This is a genomic window from Herbaspirillum sp. DW155 (genome assembly GCF_037076565.1).
GTDB lineage: Bacteria > Pseudomonadota > Gammaproteobacteria > Burkholderiales > Burkholderiaceae_D > Herbaspirillum.
On the sequence record NZ_AP029028.1, the window covers coordinates 1,349,834 to 1,367,652 of the forward strand.

Here is a 17,819-nt window from a genome sequence, read left to right on the forward strand (position 1 = left end):
GCATGACGAGTCGTCATGTGTGCCCATCATAGGAAGCGCATTTGCGCCAGATCAAATTGATGCAGCGGATGAATGGAATAAGCCTGATTCATGCGCGCATCAGATCGGGTATGGTCTCTCGGATCCGGTGCATGAATCGACGGCTTGGCAGAAGAAAGATGCAGAACCTCACCACGCGGGTGCGCGCCATCACCAAGGCGGCGCGTTGCGCGGCGGTGGTAAAGGAATCTTTAGTTGTGGTGTTCGACCAACGGCAGCGTGAAGCAGAAGCGGGTGCCGCGCTGTTCTTTCTGGCCCTCGCGCTCGTGCCTGCCCTCGGCTTCGCCGGGCTGGGCCCAGATATCGCCGCGATGGCGCGCAATGATGTTCTTGCACAGCGCCAGTCCGATGCCATTGCCGCTGACCTTGGAGGAAAAGAATCCATCGAAGAGCCGTTCGCGGTGACCGGCATCGATGCCACGTCCTTCGTCAGCCACCGTCAGCAGTGCATGGCTGCCGCTCCTTGCGGTGCTGATGCGCACGTGCCGGGCGCCTTCGGGAAACTCCATCATCTCCTCGATGGCATTGAAGGCGAGGTTTAGGATCACCTGACCGATCAGCACCTTCTCGCAGCTCACCACCAGCGGCTGCGCACCGGCCTCGATATGCAGATGTACCTTGCCCTCGGCGGCCTTCATCTCGACGAACCAGCGCACCTCTTCCAGCACCGCGTTGAGGTCGATGAGGGCTTCGCTCTGCTCCAGCCGCACGACATATTCGCGCACGCTCTTGATGATGCTGGCAGCATGATCGACCTGGCGCCCGGCGCTTTCCAGTCCCCATACGATCTGCCCGGCCTGCTCGCGCAGGGCCTCGCTGTGGCGGATGCGCAGGATCGAGCCTTCGAGGAAATTGCGGATCGCCGCCAGCGGTTGCGACAGTTCATGCGCAATGGCGGTGGCCATCTCGCCCATGGCATTGTGGCGCGCCAGGTATTCCAGCGCGGCCTGGTCGCGGCGGCGGGCTTCTTCGGCCTCGACCTGATCGGTGATGTCGTGGAAGTGCAGCAGATGGCCCTTGAGGTCGTTCTCGATTTCGATATAGCGGCACACCCCATGGTGCCAGCGCACCACGCCATCCTTGCGCAGGATCTGGTAGCGCAGCGGGAAGCTGATCGCATCCGGCAGCGCCAGCGTGAGCAGTTCCAGCAACTCGTCGCGCGCCTCGGGCAGGCATTGCTCGACGAAATTCTTGGGCGGGTTCTGGCCCGGCCGCACACCCAGCAATTTGCGGCCGGCGTCGCTGAGGTAGTCGATGCCGCCATCGGGACGCAGTACCGCTACGCCTTCGTCGGAATCCTGCATGAATTCCTTGAGGCGGCTCTCCAGCTTCTTCATCTCGCGCCGTATCTGTTCCTCGCGGGCAATATCGCGGAACTGCACCATGATGATGTCGCGCTCGCTCAGCGGCACCAGCGTGGCAATCGCCTCCGAAAGAATTTCGTCGCCGTTCTTGGCGCGGTAGCACCACTCCACCATGTTGCTGCCGTGGAGCACGGCATCGTGCAGCCACTTGCGGCCGATCTCGCGGCGGTATTCGTGCGACTGCCGGCTCATGTCCGGGGCTTTGAGCGGCAGCAGTTCTTCCAGCGTAAAACCGAGCACCTGGCAGGCCGAAGGGTTGGCCCAGAGAATGGACTTGGTGTGGGCGTCATGCAGGATGATGCACATGGGCAGCGCATCCATCATGCGGCGGAAATCATCGAAGCCAAAGCGGATGGCGTCATCCGGCAGGGCAGGGGAAGAAGGTGCGGCAGATTGTTCTGGCATCGCTGGTCTCTGTGATGGCTGGTCGCTTCAAGGCTGGCCCTAGGGGTTTTCTTTAGAAGACTTCGCGTATTCCCCTAAAAAAGCTGCAGCGCTCCCGATTGAACCGGGAAGGGCCGCTCCCTACACTCGACTTCATTCTGATGCAAGCCACCTGGAGAATGCAATGTCCGTGATGGAGAACCCGGCCGCGCTGGCGGTCCGTGAAGAAGACGCCCTGGTCCCGCTGCTGGCCGAGATCCGTGCACGGCGCGAAGAATTCGCCGCGCAGCGTTTCGTGCCCAGGGATTTCATCGCGCAGTTGAAGAAGGTCGGTGTCTATCGCGCCGCCACGCCGCAGTGCTTCGGCGGCAGCGGCATGTCGCCCATGGCCTTCCTGCAGTTGATCGAAAAGATTTCCGTGGCCGATGCCTCGGTCGGCTGGGTTGCCAGTTTCGGTTCGGCCTCGGTCTATCTGGCCGCTCTGCCCAGGCAAACGCAAGCCAGGCTCTACGCCAACGGCCCCGACCTGACCTTCGCCGGTGGTCTGTTCCCGCTGCAGCCGGCGACCCAGGTCGAAGGCGGCTGGATGGTCAACGGCACCTGGAAATTCGCCAGCGGCTGCAAGGGCGCCGATGTGCTGGGCGTGGGCATCGGCGCAGCCGTGCCCGGCCAGGCCGGTTCCAAGCCGCGCACCGCCGTGTTGCCGCCGGAGCAGGTCGAGATCATCGACAACTGGGAGGTGATGGGACTGGTCGGCACCGGCAGCCATGACCTCAAGGTGAGCCAGCAATTCGTTCCGGATGAGTGGACCTTCATCCGTGGCGGCGCCTCCACCATCGATGAACCGCTGTACCGCTATCCCACCATTGCCTATGCCGCACAGGTGCTGGCGGTGGTGAACCTGGGCGTGGGACGCGCCGCCATCGACGAGATCAACCAGATGTCCGGCGGCCGCGTGGCCATCACCGGCGCGCCCAAGCTGGCTGATCGTTCCTACGTGCGCATCGAGGTGGCCAAGGCCGAAGCGAAACTGCGCTCGGCACGCGCCTTCCTTTATGACGCGACCAGCGAAGTGTGGGAGTCCATTCTCGCTGGCAATCCTGTCACGCCCGAACAGGTCAGCCTGTTGCGCCTGACGGCAGTCGAGATCGCCAGGGTCGGCAATGAAGTCACGCAGGCCATGTTCGGCCTGGCCGGTACCACGGCCATCTACAGCAACCATCCCTTGCAGCGTTACCTGCGGGACGCCGCCGTGGTCAAGCAGCACGCCTTCCTGGGTGAGGGCATCTACGACGGTGCCGGTGCGGTCACGCTGGGCGTGCCGCCGATGCCGGGTTTCCTGTAAGCCGTCGCGTTCTTTCCATTTTTGATTTCCAAGTTTTCAGTCCGGAGCCCTCATGAGCCAAGTCCCAAGCAACGATAAAGAACCGCTGCGCGTCCTCTTCTGCGTCGGCGTGACGCAAAACTTCTTCGACCTGCCCGCCACCGAGACCGGCCCGGTGTGGCAGGCCTATGGTCAGATGATGACGGCGTTGGCCACCATGGACGGCATCAAGGTACTGGGCACCATGGATGATGACCGCCTGATGGTGGGCAAGTCCGACGATGCCCCCTGGACCTTCTACATCATGGCCGATGTGGCCGACCTCGATACGGTGGTGGCGGCCTGCAACCTGTTCCGCACCACCATGGTGGGTGAACACCGCCTGTGGAAGTACGGCAAGATCGAAGCCCGTGTGGGCCGCGCCCTCATCATCCAGGGCGGCTGATCATGGACAAGAAAATTGCCCTGGTCACCGGCGCCGCACGCGGCCTCGGTGAAAGCATCGCGCGCAAGATGCATGCGGCCGGCTACAAGGTAGCGCTCTCTGACATCGATCTGGAACAGGTGTCGGCCGTGGCCGCCAGCCTCGACGCCAGCGGCGCCACGGCCATGCCGCTGGCGCTGGACGTGCGCCGCAAGCCCGACTTCATCGCTGCCTGCGACGCCATCGAATTGCGCTGGGGCGGTGCTGCGGTGCTGGTCAACAATGCCGGCCGTTCGCGTGTGGCCGCGCTGATGGAGATCACGCCCGAGGAGTGGGATGAGGTCACCGCCATCAACATGAAGGGCACATTTCTTGCATGCCAGGTGTTCGGCAAACGCTTCGCCGATCGCGGTTACGGCCGCATCATCAACATCGCTTCGCTGGCCGGGCAGAACGGCGGCACCGCCACCGGTGCCCACTATGCTGCGGCCAAGGGCGCGGTGCTGACGCTGACCAAGGTCTTCGCCCGCGAGCTGGCAGGCGCAGGGGTGACCGTCAATGCGATTTCGCCGGGCCCGCTGGATTTGCCCATCGTGCGCGAGATCGTGCCGGCCGACAAGCTGGCCGCGACCATTGCCACCATTCCGGTCAAGACGCTGGGCGATCCCGATTTCATCGCCGATGCCGTGCTGCTGCTGGCTTCGCCCGAGGCGGGTTCGGCGACCGGCGCCTGCCTCGACATCAATGGCGGGCTCTACGTGCGTTGACCGGGACCGGTTCTGCGCCGATGCGAGATTGCTGTCCCGGATCGGTGGCGGCGTGGGGAAGCCCGCCATCATCTCAACCAACAAGGGAGAAATACATGCTGCACAAACGCCTGATTGCCACCGCCGCGCTGGCCGCTCTCGGTACCATCGCCACCCTCGCCGGCAATCCCGCCTTCGCCCAGGTCAAGATCGGGGTCGTGACCTCTTCCACGGGCCCCGTCTCGCTGGTGGGCATTCCGCAAAAGAACACCGTGCCGCTGCTGCCGGCCAAGGCCGGTGACCTGAAGATCGAATACATCTCGCTGGACGATGCCAGCGATCCCACCAAGTCGGTCACCGAAGTCAAGAAGCTGATCTCCGAATATAACGTCGATGCCATCATCGGCCCCAGCGGTTCGCCCAATGCCATGGGCGTGATCTCCTTCGTTGCCGAAGCCGGCGTGCCGATGCTGGCACCGGTGGGCACCGCCGCGGTGGTGCTGCCGATGACGGAGCAGAAGAAGTGGGTCTTCAAGACCACCCAGAACGATGACCTCATTGCCGGCGCGCTGGTGGCGCAGATGGTCAAGACCAAGGTCAAGACGGTCGGCTTCATCACCATCAACGATCCCTTCGGCGAGAACTGGGCCAAGGTCTTTGGCGAGCTGGCCGCCAGGAACAACATCAAGATCGTCGCCAACGAGCGCTACCAGCGCACCGATACCTCGGTCACCGCGCAGACCCTGAAGATCCTCGCCGCCAATCCGGATGCGGTACTGGTGGCCGCGCCCGGCGCCGCCCCCGTGCTGCCGCAGACTACGCTGTATGACCAGGGCTACAAGGGCAAGATGTACCAGACCCACGGCGCCGCCTTGCCGGCCTTCCTGCAACTGGGCAAGAACAAGGTGGAGGGCACCATCCTGGCGGCCAGCCTGATGCTGGTGCTGCCTGAAATCCCCGACAGCAATCCTTCCAAGAAGGTCGCCATCGACTACATCGAAGCCTACAAGAAGCTCTACAACGCCGTGCCCGCCACCTTCGGCGCCAACGTCTATGACGCCGGTCTGCTGCTGGAGAAAGCCATTCCGGTGGCGGCGAAGAAGGCCAAGCCGGGCAGCAAGGAATTCCGCGCGGCCCTGCGCGATGCACTGGAGAACACCAAGGAAGTGGTGGGCACCCAGGGCGTCTACAACATGAGCGCAGCCGACCACAGCGGCTTCGATGAACGCGGACGCGAACTCATCACCGTCAAGGGTGGCAACTGGGCCCTGCTCAAACCGTAAGGCGCTGGTCTGCTGCGCCGGTCATGGCCTCCACGCCGGGCCGGCGCAGTGCTCTACCTCCACACGCATCCCGAACCTGGCGCGTCGTTCCCGGCTGGATGGCAGCGCGCGCCGGCTCCACAAGGAAGTCGCAATGAATCTCCAAATCGTGGCGCTCCTGGGACAGGACGGCATCACCAACGGCGCCATCTATGCGCTGCTGGCGCTGTCCATCGTCCTGGTCTTCACCGTCACCCGTATCCTCCTGATCCCGCAGGGCGAGTTCGTCTCCTTCGGCGCGCTGACCATGGGCATGATGCAGAACGGCCAGCCGCTCACGGTCGCCTGGCTGCTGGTGGCCCTGTGCCTGGGCGCCTGTGCCTTCGACCTCTACGACATGTGGCGCACCAGCCGGCGCCGGCCCAGCCTGTGGCTGCCGGCCAAGCTGGTCTATGCGGCGGTGGTGGCGGGCGTGGCCCTGAACCTCAACTTCTCCACCATGCCGATGCTGGCGCAGATCGTCATGACCCTGCTGCTGCTGGTGCCGATGGGACCACTGATGTACCGCATGGCCTTCCAGCCTATCGCCTCGGCCTCGCCACTGGTGCTGCTGATCGTCTCCATTGCCGTGCACGTGGCCCTGGTCGGTGTGGCGCTGCTGGTGTTCGGCCCGGAAGGCGCGCGTACCGCACCGTTCACCGATGCCAGTCTGGAACTGGGCAGCCTGCGCTTTTCCAGCCAGGCGCTATGGGTGATCTGCGTATCGCTGTTGCTGATCGTGGGCCTGTTCCTGATGTTCGAGCGCACGCTGTATGGCAAGGCCTTGCGCGCTGCTGCGTTGAACCGCATGGGCGCGCGTCTGATGGGCATCTCGCCGGTGTTTGCGGGCAAGGCCATGTTCCTGCTGGCTTCATTGATCGGGGTGATGTCCGGTGTGCTGATCGCGCCCATCACCACGATCTACTATGACTCGGGTTTCCTGATCAGCCTGAAGGGCTTCGTCGGTTCCATCATCGGCGGGCTGGTCAGCTATCCGGTGGCGGCCATCGGTGCGCTCACCATTGGCCTGATCGAATCCTTCTCCACCTTCTGGGCCAGTGCCTACAAGGAAATCATCGTCTTCGTACTGATCATTCCCATCCTGCTATGGCGTTCCCTCTCGACCCGTCACGTGGAGGAAGAAGAATGAAACCCGCTTCCTCCCCCCGGCCTTCACGTCTCCCGGCGCGCACGGCGCTGGCCATCTTCGTCGTGTTGCTCGCGGCCGCACCGCTGGTCCTGCCGCCGTTCTACATGACCCTGCTCAACAACATCGGCCTGGCCTCGCTGGTGGTGCTGGGGCTGGTGCTGCTGACCGGCGTGGCCGGCCTGACCAGTTTCGGACAGGCGGCCTTCGTGGGCCTGGGTGCCTATTTCTCGGCAGCGCTCTCGGCCAAGGTATTGCCGCTGCCGGAGGCCCTGTTGTGGCTGCAGTCACCCTGGCCTGCGCTGGTGGCGGCACTGCTCCTCACCGCCTTGCTGGCCTATGCCGTGGGCAGCGTCACGCTCAAGCTCTCCGGGCATTACCTGCCGCTGGGCACCATCGCCTGGGGCATCAGCCTGTATTTCATCTTCGGCACGTTGGAGAGCATGGGCGGGCAGACCGGCATGTCGGGCATTCCCTCCATCACGTTCTTCGGGGTGGCGCTCAGTTCCGACCGTGCCATGTTCGGCCTGATCTGGATCGCTGTGCTGCTGGGCGTGGCGGCCCTGAGCAACCTGCTGGATTCGCGCGAAGGCCGCGCCATCCGTGCCCTCAAGGGCGGCATCGTGATGGCCGAGGCCATGGGCATCAATACCGCGCGCATGCGCATCGTGGTGTTCGTCATCGCCGCCGTGCTGGCTGCGCTGTCGGGCTGGTTGTATGTCCACATGCAGCGCTTCGTCAATCCCTCGCCCTTCGGTTTGGGTTTCGGCATCGACTACCTGTTCATGGCGGTGCTGGGCGGGGCCAGCCATGTGTGGGGGGCGGTGCTGGGTTCCACCTTGATCGTGGTGCTCAAGGAATGGCTGCAGGGCATCCTGCCGGTGGTGCTGGGACGCTCGGGCAATTTCGAGACCATCGTCTTCGGGCTCCTGATCGTGGTGCTGCTGCAGCGTTCGCGCGATGGCCTCTGGCCTTATCTGGCGCGCCTGATGCCGGTGCGCAGCCGCCGGCTGCAGATCGATCCGCAGGCCCAGGCGCTACCGCGCCGTCCCATGCCGGCTCCGCACGAAGTGGTGCTGGATGTGCGTAACGTCACGCGCAAGTTCGGCGGGCTGGTGGCCAACAACGACATGAACCTGAAGGTGATGGCCGGTGAAGTGCTGGCCCTGATCGGTCCCAATGGGGCGGGCAAGTCCACGCTCTTCAACCAGATTTCCGGTGTCGATACGCCGACCTCGGGCAGCGTGCAATTCCGTGGCTATGAAGTGACCGGCCGTGGTTCGCGTCATATCGCCGGGCTGGGCATGAGCCGCAGCTTCCAGCATGTGCGCCTGATGCCGCGCATGACGGTGCTGGAGAACGTCGCCATCGGTGCCTACCTGCGCGGACAGCGTGGCGTGCTGGCCTCGATGCTGCGTCTGGACCGGCAGGAAGAAGCCCGAATTCTGGCCGAAGCTGCGCGCCAGATCGAACGCGTCGGCCTGAAGGCGCAGATGTTCGAGCAGGCCGGCGCACTCTCGCTGGGCCAGCAGCGCATCCTGGAAATCGCCCGCGCGCTGGCTGCCGATCCCTGCCTGCTGTTGCTCGATGAACCTGCTGCCGGTCTGCGTCTGGGCGAGAAGCAGGCGCTGGGCGACCTGTTGCGCAAGCTGCGCGGCGAGGGTATGGCCATCCTGCTGGTGGAACACGACATGGATTTCGTCATGGAACTGGTGGACCGTATCGTGGTGATGGACTTCGGCCAGAAGATCGCCGAGGGCTTGCCCGAAGAGATCCAGAACAATCGCGCCGTGCTGGAAGCCTATCTGGGCGTGGCCGACGAGGAAGAGGGCGCAGCGGTAGAAGAATCCGCGGGCAATGCCATCGCAGCAGGAGCACATCATGGGCAATAAGGTATTGGAAGTGCGCGACCTGTCGGCAGCCTATGGCCGCGTGCAGGTGCTCTCGGGCATCGACCTGTCGGTGGAGCAGGGCAAGATCGTCACCGTCATCGGCCCCAATGGCGCGGGCAAGACCACGCTGCTCTCGGCCATCATGGGCGTGCTGCCCTCGCGCGGGGCGATGGCCTTCGATGGCACCATCCGCCACTCGCCCGAAGTGGAAGAGATGGTCGCCGCCGGCATGACCCTGGTGCCGGAGAAGCGCGAGTTGTTCGCCGAGATGAACATCGAGGACAACCTGATGCTGGGCGCCTTCCAGCGCTATCGCACCGGCCAGCGCGATCACGCCGCCACACTGGAAGAGGTCTATACGCTCTTTCCGCGTCTGCGCGAGCGCCGCACGCAGCAGGCCGGCACGCTCTCCGGCGGCGAGCGTCAGATGCTGGCGGTGGGCCGTGCGCTGATGGCCAAACCGCGCCTCCTGATGCTGGATGAGCCGAGCCTGGGCCTGGCGCCGCTGATCGTGCGCGAGATCTTCCGCATCATCGCCGAGCTGCGCCGCCGTGGCGTCTCCATCCTGCTGGTGGAGCAGAACGCACGCGCCGCGCTGCAGGTGGCCGACTACGGCTACGTGCTGGAAAACGGCGAGATCCGCATGCACGGACCGGCCAGCCAGCTGGCCCATGACCGCCGCGTGATCGAAGCCTATCTGGGTTTGTCCGGCAAGCATCAGGACAAGCTGGCCGGTTGAATTTCCCTTTTGAGTGATTGCCATGAGTCAGCCAGCATCTAGCACCACCTCAGCCGTTGCGCCGCTGCGCATCTGCATCGCCGGAGCCGGTGCCATCGGCGGCACCCTGGCGGTGCGCCTGACGGCGGCCGGCCATCAGGTCAGCGTCCTGGCGCGCGGCCAGACCCTGCAGGCCATCCGCGAACGCGGCCTTACTCTGCATGATCTGCACGGCACCACTCATGCGCGTCCGGTTGCCAGCCAGTCGCCCGAGTTCGGTATCCAGGACGTGATTTTTCTGTGTGCAAAAAGTCAGGACATGTCAGCCTTGTTGCCCCAGGTCGCCCCCATGGTCGGGGAGGACACGGTGGTGATCCCGACCAGCAATGGCGTGCCCTGGTGGTATTTCCATCGCGAGGGCGGGCGCTTCGATGGCCAGACCGTCAAGGCCGTCGATCCCGATGGCACCCTGACGCGCGCCGTGCCGCTGGCGCAGCTGATCGGCAGCGTGCTGTTCATCACGGCCGAGGTGGAGAGCCCTGGCGTGATCCGCTCGGTCAATCCGCACCTGATGGTATTGGGCGAGCCTTCGGGCGAGATGAGCGAGCGCCTTTTGCGCGTGCGTGCAGCGGTGGAAGCAGCCGGCATCGAAGCCCGCGCCACCGACCGCATCCGCGACAAGCTGTGGACCAAGATCATCGCCAACATCAGCACCAATCCCTTGTCGGTCATCACGCAGGGCACGCTGCAGCAGCTGTACGGCTTGCCCGAACTACGCGAGGTGGTCACCCAGATCATGCGCGAAACCTTGCTGGTGGCCTCCAGCCATGGTGCGCGGGTGGATATCGATCCGCTGACGTTCGTGCAGCTGGGCGAGGCCATGGGGGCTTTCCGCACCTCCATGCTGCAAGACCTGGAACGTGGCCGGCCGCTGGAGCTGGCGGCCATCGGCGATGCGGTGCTGGAGATGGCCGATCACTATGCCATTCCGATGCCGATCACGCGCGCCGTGGTCTCGCTGGCCCGCTTTCGTGGCGAGGCGGCACGGCAACAGAGAGAACAACAGAGAGAGTCGCACCCACAAGCACCGCAGCCGGCGGCACAGGCCGCCTGAGCGCGATCCACTCACCCTACACGATCAGGAGCCCCATCCATGAACATCATGCAATTCAGCTATGGCGCAGAGAAGCCATCCCACTGCAGCGACCAAGAATGGGCGCTGCGCATCCAGCTGGCCCATTGTTATCGCCTGGTCGATTACCTGGGCTGGACCGAGATGATCTTCAATCACATCTCGGTGCGCGTGCCGGGGCCGGAGCATCATTACCTGGTTAATCCGTTTGCGCTGAACTACAACGAAGTCACCCCGGCCAACCTGCTCAAGGTGGGCCTGGACGGGCAACTGGCCGAGCCCTCGGATTACAAGGCCAACCCGGCCGGTTTTGCGCTGCACAGCGCCATCCACGGCGCGCGCGACGATCTGCGCTGCGTGATCCACACGCACACCACGCCGATCTCGGCGGTGACCATGAAGAAGAGCGGTTTCGAGCACAACGATTTCTATGGTGCGCAATTGTTCGGGCGCATCGGCTATCACGAGTTCGAGGGGATCACCCTGTTTGCGGAGGAGAAGGAGCGCATGCTGCAGAGCCTCGGTGACAAGCACATTCTGGTCTTGCGCAATCACGGGGTGGCGGTGTGCGAGAGTGATATCCAGCGCGCCTTCTTCTTGCTGTGGACGGTGCAGCGGGCCGCCGAGATCCAGGTGGCGGGACGGTCGATGGCGGGCGAGGATCAGCTCCTGCCGGATGAAGTGCGGCAGAAGTGCGCGGATCTGACGCAGCAGCTCATTCGTAATGACGGGTTTGCGGTGATTTTTTTTGAGGCGATTGTGCGCAAGATGTTGAAGGCGAGTTATCAGGCGAGCTGATTGCCGAAGCCTGCATCGATCACTCAAACAGATAAGTACATCGCGCCAGTCCCGCAGGACGGCGCGATTTTTTCTTCAGACAGGGACGCCCGGACTCAGTTTGCCCTCGTCTTGCCCCACTCCGCTGCCTTGTCCGCCGCCGCGCCGGCCACCGAATACAGCGCGCCCGGCGCATTGCGCGTCTTCTGGAATTCTTCCAGTGACTGGCCGCGCATGGCCGCGTAGATGTGCAGGTTCGATACGCCCACCACCGCTCCCAGTTTTTCCAGCAGGAAGAAGATCACGCCATAACGGATCATGCCCTGCCAGTCGCGCCGGCTGATCATCTCGCGTTCCTCCGCGGAGAGGCCGGCTTCTTCATAGGTCGCCTGCGGATCGGCCAGGAAGCGCTCGCGGAACGCCGGCTGGATCAGCTGGTACAGGTAGCGGTTGATGCGGTAGCGCGTATTGGCGGTTTCCAGCGTGAAAGGATATGTGCCTTCCAGCTGCTCGATGCCCTTGAGCTGCTGCGCCACGTGCTCGCGATGACGCGCCGCCTCGGCCGCCTGCAAGGTCGCATCGGCCGCCACGGCCGGTTCATAGAGCGCCACCGCGATGCCGGTCATGGAAGGCAGGTAATACTCGCGGTGCAGGCAGTTCACGCCGGCCGGCATGGCGCCGCGCATGATGAGCCACATGACGACCTCGGCGCTTTCCAGCCCGCCCAGCGTCGCCAGTTCGGCATGGGTCAGGCGGGTCAGGGCTTCCGGATCATCCTGCAGCAGGTTCAGGAACTGGTGGTCCCACGGCGTATTGTTGAAGCCGGCGCGTTCGCCATGCACCTGATGCGACAGGCCACCGGTGGCGACGATGACCACATCGAGGTCTTCGGGATAGCTTTCGATGGCGCGGCGCAGGCCCTGGCCCAGCTTGTAGCAGCGCCGCGCCGTGGGGATCGGGAACTGCAGCACGCCCACCTGCAGCGGGATGATCTGGCCGGGCCAGCCATGCTGGTGTTCCCACAGCATCGACAAGGGCGAGAAGCAGCCGTGGTCCAGCGGCTTGTTCTGGAAGAAGGCCATGTCGAATTCGTCAGCCATGAGCGAGCTGCCGATATGGCGCGCCAGCGCCGCATGTCCGCCCACGGCGGGCAGCTTGCGGGCGCCGCCGCCCTCGTCGGCAACCTGGTACTCGCTGCCCACGCCCAGCGCAAAGGCGGAGTAATGGTCGAAGAAGAAGGAGGTCACGTGGTCGTTGTAGACCACCAGCAGCACGTCCGGCTGCTTCTGTTGCAGCCATTGCTGCACCGGTTCGTAAGCCTTGAAGATGGGTGCCCAGACGGCATCGTGCTGCTTGTTGGCATCCAGCGCGAAGCCGATGGTGGGTGTATGCGAAGTGGCGATGGCGCCGACGATGTTGGCCATGACGATTTATTCCTGTAACAGATGAATCCGATGTGATTGATGCAGCGGCTTGATCAGACCGCAGCGGCCGGACGCTGCCCCATCTGGATGAAGACGATGATCAGCGCCGCCAGCGTAGCCGGGACCGCGAGAATGGCGATGACAGCACCAAAGCCCCAGCCCATCGACAGCAGCAGGCCGCCAGCGAAGGAGCCGAGGATGCTGCCGAAGCGGCCCACGCCCAGCATCCACGATACGCCTGTGGCGCGCACCACGGTCGGGTAGCAGGAGGGGGCAAAGGCGTTCAGCCCGGTCTGCGCACCGCTCATGCAGAAACCCGCCAGCAGCACGTAGGCCGCGAACATGCCCGACTGCACGCTGCCGGAGGCCAGCAGCAGGATGAAGACGGCCCCCGCGACGTAGGCGGCGGCGATGGCGCGGCTGGGCGACCAGCGGTCCATCAGGAAGCCCACCACCAGCGCGCCGACCGTGCCGCCGAGCTGGAACAGGGCAGTGATGCTGGCCGCCTTCTCGATGGGCAGGCCGGCATCCTTGATGAGCGTGGGCAGCCAGCCCGAGAGCAGGTAGATCACCAGCAGGCCCATGAAGTAAGTGCCCCACAGCGACAGCGTGGTCTTGCGATAGCTGTCCGAGAGCAGCACCCTGGCCGGCTGGCTGCCCTTGACCGGCGGTTCGCTGACGCCAAAGCGCTGGCCCTCGGCGAAGCTGCCGCCACACACGCGCGCCAGGGTGCGGGCAATGCGTTGCACGGGATAGTTGCGCACCACCATGAAGCGCGCCGACTCCGGCACCAGCCACAGGTAGAAGGGCAGGCAGACCAGCGGAATGGCGCCGCCCACCATCAGGACCGTACGCCAGCCGTAATCCGGCAGCAGGGCCGCTGCGAGAAAGCCCACCAGCGCCGAACCCAGGTTGAAGCCGGTGAACATGATGGCCAGCAAGGTGCTGCGCGAACGCTCGGGTACATACTCCGAGAGCAGCGTGGTGGCATTGGGCATGGCCGCACCCAGCCCCAGACCGGTCAGGAAGCGCAGGCCCGAGAGCATCACCACGTCCTGCGCGGCGGCACAGGCCAGGCTGCACAGGCCGAACCAGGCCACTGCCGTCATCAGCAGTTTCTTGCGGCCGTAGCGGTCCGACAGCGGACCGACCAGCAGCGCGCCGATGGCCAGGCCGATGGGCGCGGCGCTCATGACCACGCCGAAGGCGGCGCGCGAAATGCCCCATTCCCTGGTGATGGCGGGGGCGAGGAAGCCCATGATGGCCACGTCCATGCCGTCGGTGGCCACGATGAGGAAGCACAGGATCAGCAGTAACCATTGATAGCCGGACATCTTGCGCCCGTTGATGTACGAACGCACGTCCAGCGATTGTGCTGTATTCATTAAGTCTCCGTGATGGTATCGATTTGTCGGAATCTGCCGGCTTGTCTGCACGCGGCTTGAGGTTGGCTGGTCATGGCGCGGCCAGCGCGCCTTGACTTGGCACAAAGTGTAGGGCGGGGCGGGCGGGCGAGTATTGCTTTCGGCTACCTGAGTGTTGCCATTTGCTAATTGGAGTGGATTTACGGAGGGCCGGGAGAAGGGCTGGCCGCCGCTCAGTGCCAGTGCGCCGCAGCCGCCTCGATCTCTTCCTGCAGGGCGCGCGCGCCCGGCGAGAGGTGGGCGCCCTTGCGCTGCATGAGGCCGATGCGGCGCTCCGTGCCGCGCAGGACGAACGGCAGGGTGGTGAGCTGGCCGGTGGCAATCTCATGCTGCAACTGATGGGCCGAGATCACGGTGAGCATGTCGCTGCCCACCAGCAGGCCGCGCAGCAGCGCCAGGTCGCCCGTTTCCACGGCCGGACGCGGCGCCGGCCAGCCGCTCTCGCGGAAGAACTGATCGATGGAATCGCGCAGCGGCGTGCCCGCCCGCGAGAGTACCCAGGGGTAGCCGTCGAGGTCGCGCAGGGCCAGCCTCCGGCGGCCTGCCAGCGGATGGCCGGCGCGCGCGATCAGGGCGGCACCGTCCTCCACCAGCGCGCGCATGTCGAAGGTGTCGCCGGAAAAGGCGCGCAGGGCGCCGACGATGAAGTCGATGCGCCCGCTCATGAGGCCCGCCGCCAGCTCTTCATAGGGGCTTTCCAGCGAGCGGATCTGCAGACGCGGATGGCGCGCCAGCACCCGCGTCATGGCCGTGGGCAGCAGCTGCGAGCGCGCCAGCGGCAGCGCGCCGACCGTCACCGTCCCTTGCACCACGCCATCGAGCGCGGCAAGGTCTTCAGGAATATGGCGCAGTTCGGCGAGGGCGCGGCCGAAGCGTTCGGTCCAGCGCCGTCCGGCATCGGTGGGCAGCATGCCGTGCGCGGTGCGGAAGAACAGCGCCTGGCCGAGGATGCCCTCCAGCAGCGACAGTGCCTGGCTCACTGCCGAGGGCGAGACCTCCATCAGCCGCGCCACGCTGGGCATGTGATGCGTTTCGGCCAGCAGTGCAGCGGCCTGCAGGCGGCGTTCGTTGAACAGCGCATCCAGACTGGCGACCGGCTTGCCGCTGCGCTCGCGCAGGCGCAGCGCGTCGTCGCGCACTTCGCGCAGTTCCGCCTCGATGCGCTCGACCCGCAGCCTGACCGCTTCCCCGGCCGTGGTGAGCAGCATGCCGCGACCCTTGCGCTCGAACAGCTGCGTCTGCAGGCTCTGCTCCAACGCGGCCACCGAGCGGGCCACGGCCGAGGAGGCGCGCAGCAGCGTGTCGGAAGAGCGGCGCACCCCGCCGGTGGTGGCGACGACGTTGAAGACGTGGAGATGGCGCAGGTTGAGCAGAGACATGGCGGGTCGGCGGAGGGATTCCGGATTCTGAGGGCGATTAGAAAATTAGAACAGAGGAAGGCCCACAACGCAACCAAGCGGGCAGGGGGCTCACGCATACTCGGCGCCATTGTTTTCAAAGGTAAAGACCGGTGTCCGACCTCGACCTCCATTCTCCTGCCGATCCTGATGGTGCCGACCTGCTGGCCATCCCCTGCACTCTGATGCGCGGCGGTACCTCGCGCGGCCCGTTCTTCCTGGCCGATGACCTGCCGCAGGAGACGGCCGCGCGCGACCGCGTGCTGCTGGCCGCGCTCGGCTCGCCCGACCGGCGCCAGATCGATGGCCTGGGCGGCGCCCATCCGCTGACCAGCAAGGCCGGCATCGTCCGCCGCAGCCAGGTGGCCGGGGTGGACCTGGAGTTCCTGTTCGCGCAGTTGCAGCCCGAATCGGATCGCGTCGATACCACGCCCAATTGCGGCAACATGCTGGCCGCCGTGCTGCCCTTTGCCATTGAACGCGGTCTCATCGCAACCGGCCCTGAGACCACCACGGCGCGCATTCTCACGCTCAACACCGGCATGCAATGCGAGGTAACGGTAGAGACCCCGGGCGGCCGCCTGCGCTACCGGGGCGATACCCGCATTGATGGCGTGCCGGGCACGGCCGCACCGGTGCGCATCAACTTCCTCGATACAGCCGGTTCAGTGTGCCCGGCGATGTTGCCCACGGGCCGCGTGCTGGACCGGGTGCGCCATGCCACGGCCGATGGCGGGCAGCGCGAGATCGCCGCCACCCTCATCGACAATGGCATGCCCATGGTGCTGGTGCGGGCGGCAGACTTTGGCTTGGCCGGTGATGAAAGTGTGGCCGACCTCAATGCCGATACCGTCTTGAAGGAAAGGCTGGAAGCCCTGCGCCTGGCCTGCGGACCGTTGATGGGCCTGGGCGACGTGGCCGGCAAGAACTATCCCAAGATGTGCCTGCTGTCGGCCCCCACGGCAGGCGGCACGGTCTCGACCCGCTGCTTCATCCCGCACGTCTGCCACGAAGCCATCGGTGTGCTGGCCGCCGTCACGGTGGCTACCGCCTGCGTGCTGGAAGGCTCGGTGGCGCAAGGGCTGGCGGTGGCTGGCAGCGGCTTGCTGCGCACCGTCTCGGTGGAGCATCCCACCGGGGAATTCAGCGTCGCGCTGGAGCTGGACCCGCGCGATGCGCAACAGATCCGGCGCGCGGCGCTGCTGCGCACGGCGCGTCCCATCCTGCGCGGGGAAGTCCTGATCCCTGCCGAACTCTTGAACCCTCATCCGTAAATCCCATGCGAGACTCTCTCATCATCGACTGTCATGGTCACTACACCACGGCGCCCAAGGCGCTGGAAGACTGGCGCAACCGGCAGATCGCCAACCTGAATACCCCCGAACTGGGCCCCAGGGTGGCCGAGCTGAAGATCAGCGACGACGAACTGCGCGAGTCCATCGAGAGCAACCAGTTGCGCCTGATGAAGGAGCGCGGTGCCGATCTCACCATCTTCTCGCCGCGCGCCTCCTTCATGGCGCATCACATCGGTGATCTCAACACCAGCCAGACCTGGGCGGCCATCTGCAACGAACTGTGCCATCGCGTAGCGCAGCTGTTCCCCGATCACTTCATCGGTGCGGCCATGCTGCCGCAGTCGCCGGGCGCAGACATCCGCACCTCGATTGCCGAGATGGAAAAGTGCGTCAAGGAATATGGTTTCGTCGGCATCAACCTCAATCCGGATCCCTCGGGCGGCCATTGGACTTCGCCGCCGCTGTCCGACCGGTCCTGGTATCCGCTCTACGAAAAGATGGTGGAGCTGGAAGTGCCGGCCATGATCCACGTGAGCACCAGCTGCAATGCCTGCTTCCACACGACCGGTTCGCACTACCTGAACGCCGATACCACCGCCTTCATGCAGTGCCTGACCTCGGACCTGTTCAAGGACTTCCCCACGCTGAAGTTCCTGATCCCGCACGGCGGCGGTGCCGTGCCCTACCACTGGGGTCGCTTCCGTGGCCTGGCCCAGGAGATGAAGAAGCCGCTGCTCGAGGATCACCTGCTCAACAACATCTTCTTCGATACCTGCGTCTATCACCAGCCGGGCATCGACCTGCTCACCCGCGTCATTCCCGTGGACAACGTGCTGTTCGCCTCCGAGATGATCGGGGCGGTGCGCGGCATCGACCCCGAGACCGGCCATTACTACGACGACACCAAACGCTACATCGAGGCCGCCGCACTGAGCCCCGCAGAGCGCCACCAGATTTACGAAGGCAATGCCCGCCGCGTCTATCCGCGACTGGATGCCGCCCTGAACGCGAAAGGACTGACAGCATGAGCA

15 protein-coding genes are annotated in these 17,819 nt (G+C 64.9%); 11 read left to right on the forward strand and 4 right to left on the reverse strand.

The window, feature by feature from the left end; all coding sequences use genetic code 11:
- Positions 1-230 precede the first annotated feature (230 nt).
- Positions 231-1,808 (reverse strand): ATP-binding protein, encoded by a 1,578-nt coding sequence (locus tag AACH55_RS06105; RefSeq protein WP_338718534.1) that lies wholly within the window; start codon positions 1,806-1,808, stop codon positions 231-233.
- A 163-nt stretch (positions 1,809-1,971) separates the two neighbouring features.
- Between AACH55_RS06105 and AACH55_RS06110 the strand changes: the two genes are divergently transcribed.
- From AACH55_RS06110 to AACH55_RS06150, 9 genes are all read left to right on the forward strand, one after another.
- Positions 1,972-3,132 (forward strand): acyl-CoA dehydrogenase family protein, encoded by a 1,161-nt coding sequence (locus AACH55_RS06110; protein WP_338718535.1) that lies wholly within the window; start codon positions 1,972-1,974, stop codon positions 3,130-3,132.
- A gap of 52 nt (positions 3,133-3,184) precedes the next feature.
- Positions 3,185-3,556, forward strand: a complete 372-nt coding sequence (locus tag AACH55_RS06115) for a hypothetical protein (RefSeq protein ID WP_034334415.1) — start codon at positions 3,185-3,187, stop codon at positions 3,554-3,556.
- A gap of 2 nt (positions 3,557-3,558) precedes the next feature.
- Complete coding sequence (locus AACH55_RS06120; RefSeq protein ID WP_338718536.1) at positions 3,559-4,302, forward strand: SDR family NAD(P)-dependent oxidoreductase; 744 nt, start codon at positions 3,559-3,561, stop codon at positions 4,300-4,302.
- 95 nt (positions 4,303-4,397) lie between these two features.
- Positions 4,398-5,564, forward strand: a complete 1,167-nt coding sequence (locus tag AACH55_RS06125; RefSeq protein ID WP_338718537.1) for an ABC transporter substrate-binding protein — start codon at positions 4,398-4,400, stop codon at positions 5,562-5,564.
- Between the two features lie 133 nt (positions 5,565-5,697).
- On the forward strand, positions 5,698-6,732 hold the full coding sequence (locus AACH55_RS06130) for a branched-chain amino acid ABC transporter permease (protein WP_338718538.1): 1,035 nt from the start codon (positions 5,698-5,700) through the stop codon (positions 6,730-6,732).
- Positions 6,729-8,621, forward strand: coding sequence for a branched-chain amino acid ABC transporter ATP-binding protein/permease (locus AACH55_RS06135; protein WP_338718539.1), 1,893 nt, complete (start codon positions 6,729-6,731; stop codon positions 8,619-8,621). The genes AACH55_RS06130 and AACH55_RS06135 overlap by 4 nt, the downstream gene beginning before the upstream one ends.
- Positions 8,611-9,360 (forward strand): ABC transporter ATP-binding protein, encoded by a 750-nt coding sequence (locus AACH55_RS06140; protein WP_338718540.1) that lies wholly within the window; start codon positions 8,611-8,613, stop codon positions 9,358-9,360. Before AACH55_RS06135 ends, AACH55_RS06140 begins: the two co-directional genes overlap by 11 nt.
- 22 nt (positions 9,361-9,382) lie before the next feature.
- The gene (locus AACH55_RS06145) at positions 9,383-10,453 is read left to right on the forward strand and encodes a 2-dehydropantoate 2-reductase (RefSeq protein ID WP_338718541.1); all 1,071 of its coding nucleotides are present in this window, start codon (positions 9,383-9,385) and stop codon (positions 10,451-10,453) included.
- 39 nt (positions 10,454-10,492) lie between these two features.
- Positions 10,493-11,269, forward strand: a complete 777-nt coding sequence (locus AACH55_RS06150) for a class II aldolase/adducin family protein (protein WP_338718542.1) — start codon at positions 10,493-10,495, stop codon at positions 11,267-11,269.
- A 95-nt stretch (positions 11,270-11,364) separates the two neighbouring features.
- Here AACH55_RS06150 and AACH55_RS06155 read toward each other — a convergent pair whose 3' ends face one another.
- The 3 genes from AACH55_RS06155 to AACH55_RS06165 form a co-directional block, all read right to left on the reverse strand.
- Positions 11,365-12,672: a gallate dioxygenase gene (locus AACH55_RS06155; protein ID WP_338718543.1), complete on the reverse strand. Its 1,308-nt coding sequence runs from the start codon at positions 12,670-12,672 to the stop codon at positions 11,365-11,367.
- Between the two features lie 53 nt (positions 12,673-12,725).
- Entirely contained in the window at positions 12,726-14,057 is a 1,332-nt protein-coding gene (locus tag AACH55_RS06160; RefSeq protein ID WP_338718544.1) for an aromatic acid/H+ symport family MFS transporter, read from the reverse strand.
- A 212-nt stretch (positions 14,058-14,269) separates the two neighbouring features.
- Positions 14,270-15,475 carry a LysR family transcriptional regulator gene (locus tag AACH55_RS06165; RefSeq protein ID WP_338718545.1) on the reverse strand — a complete coding sequence of 402 codons (1,206 nt, stop codon included), beginning with the start codon at positions 15,473-15,475 and terminating at the stop codon, positions 14,270-14,272.
- Positions 15,476-15,606: 131 nt separating this feature from the next.
- On the opposite strand from AACH55_RS06165, the gene AACH55_RS06170 reads away from it, so the two are divergent.
- Together AACH55_RS06170 and AACH55_RS06175 are read left to right on the forward strand one after the other, a co-directional pair.
- On the forward strand, positions 15,607-16,767 hold the full coding sequence (locus tag AACH55_RS06170; protein WP_338718546.1) for a 4-oxalomesaconate tautomerase: 1,161 nt from the start codon (positions 15,607-15,609) through the stop codon (positions 16,765-16,767).
- A 5-nt stretch (positions 16,768-16,772) separates the two neighbouring features.
- Positions 16,773-17,816 (forward strand): amidohydrolase family protein, encoded by a 1,044-nt coding sequence (locus AACH55_RS06175; RefSeq protein WP_338718547.1) that lies wholly within the window; start codon positions 16,773-16,775, stop codon positions 17,814-17,816.
- The last annotated feature ends 3 nt before the right edge of the window (positions 17,817-17,819 follow it).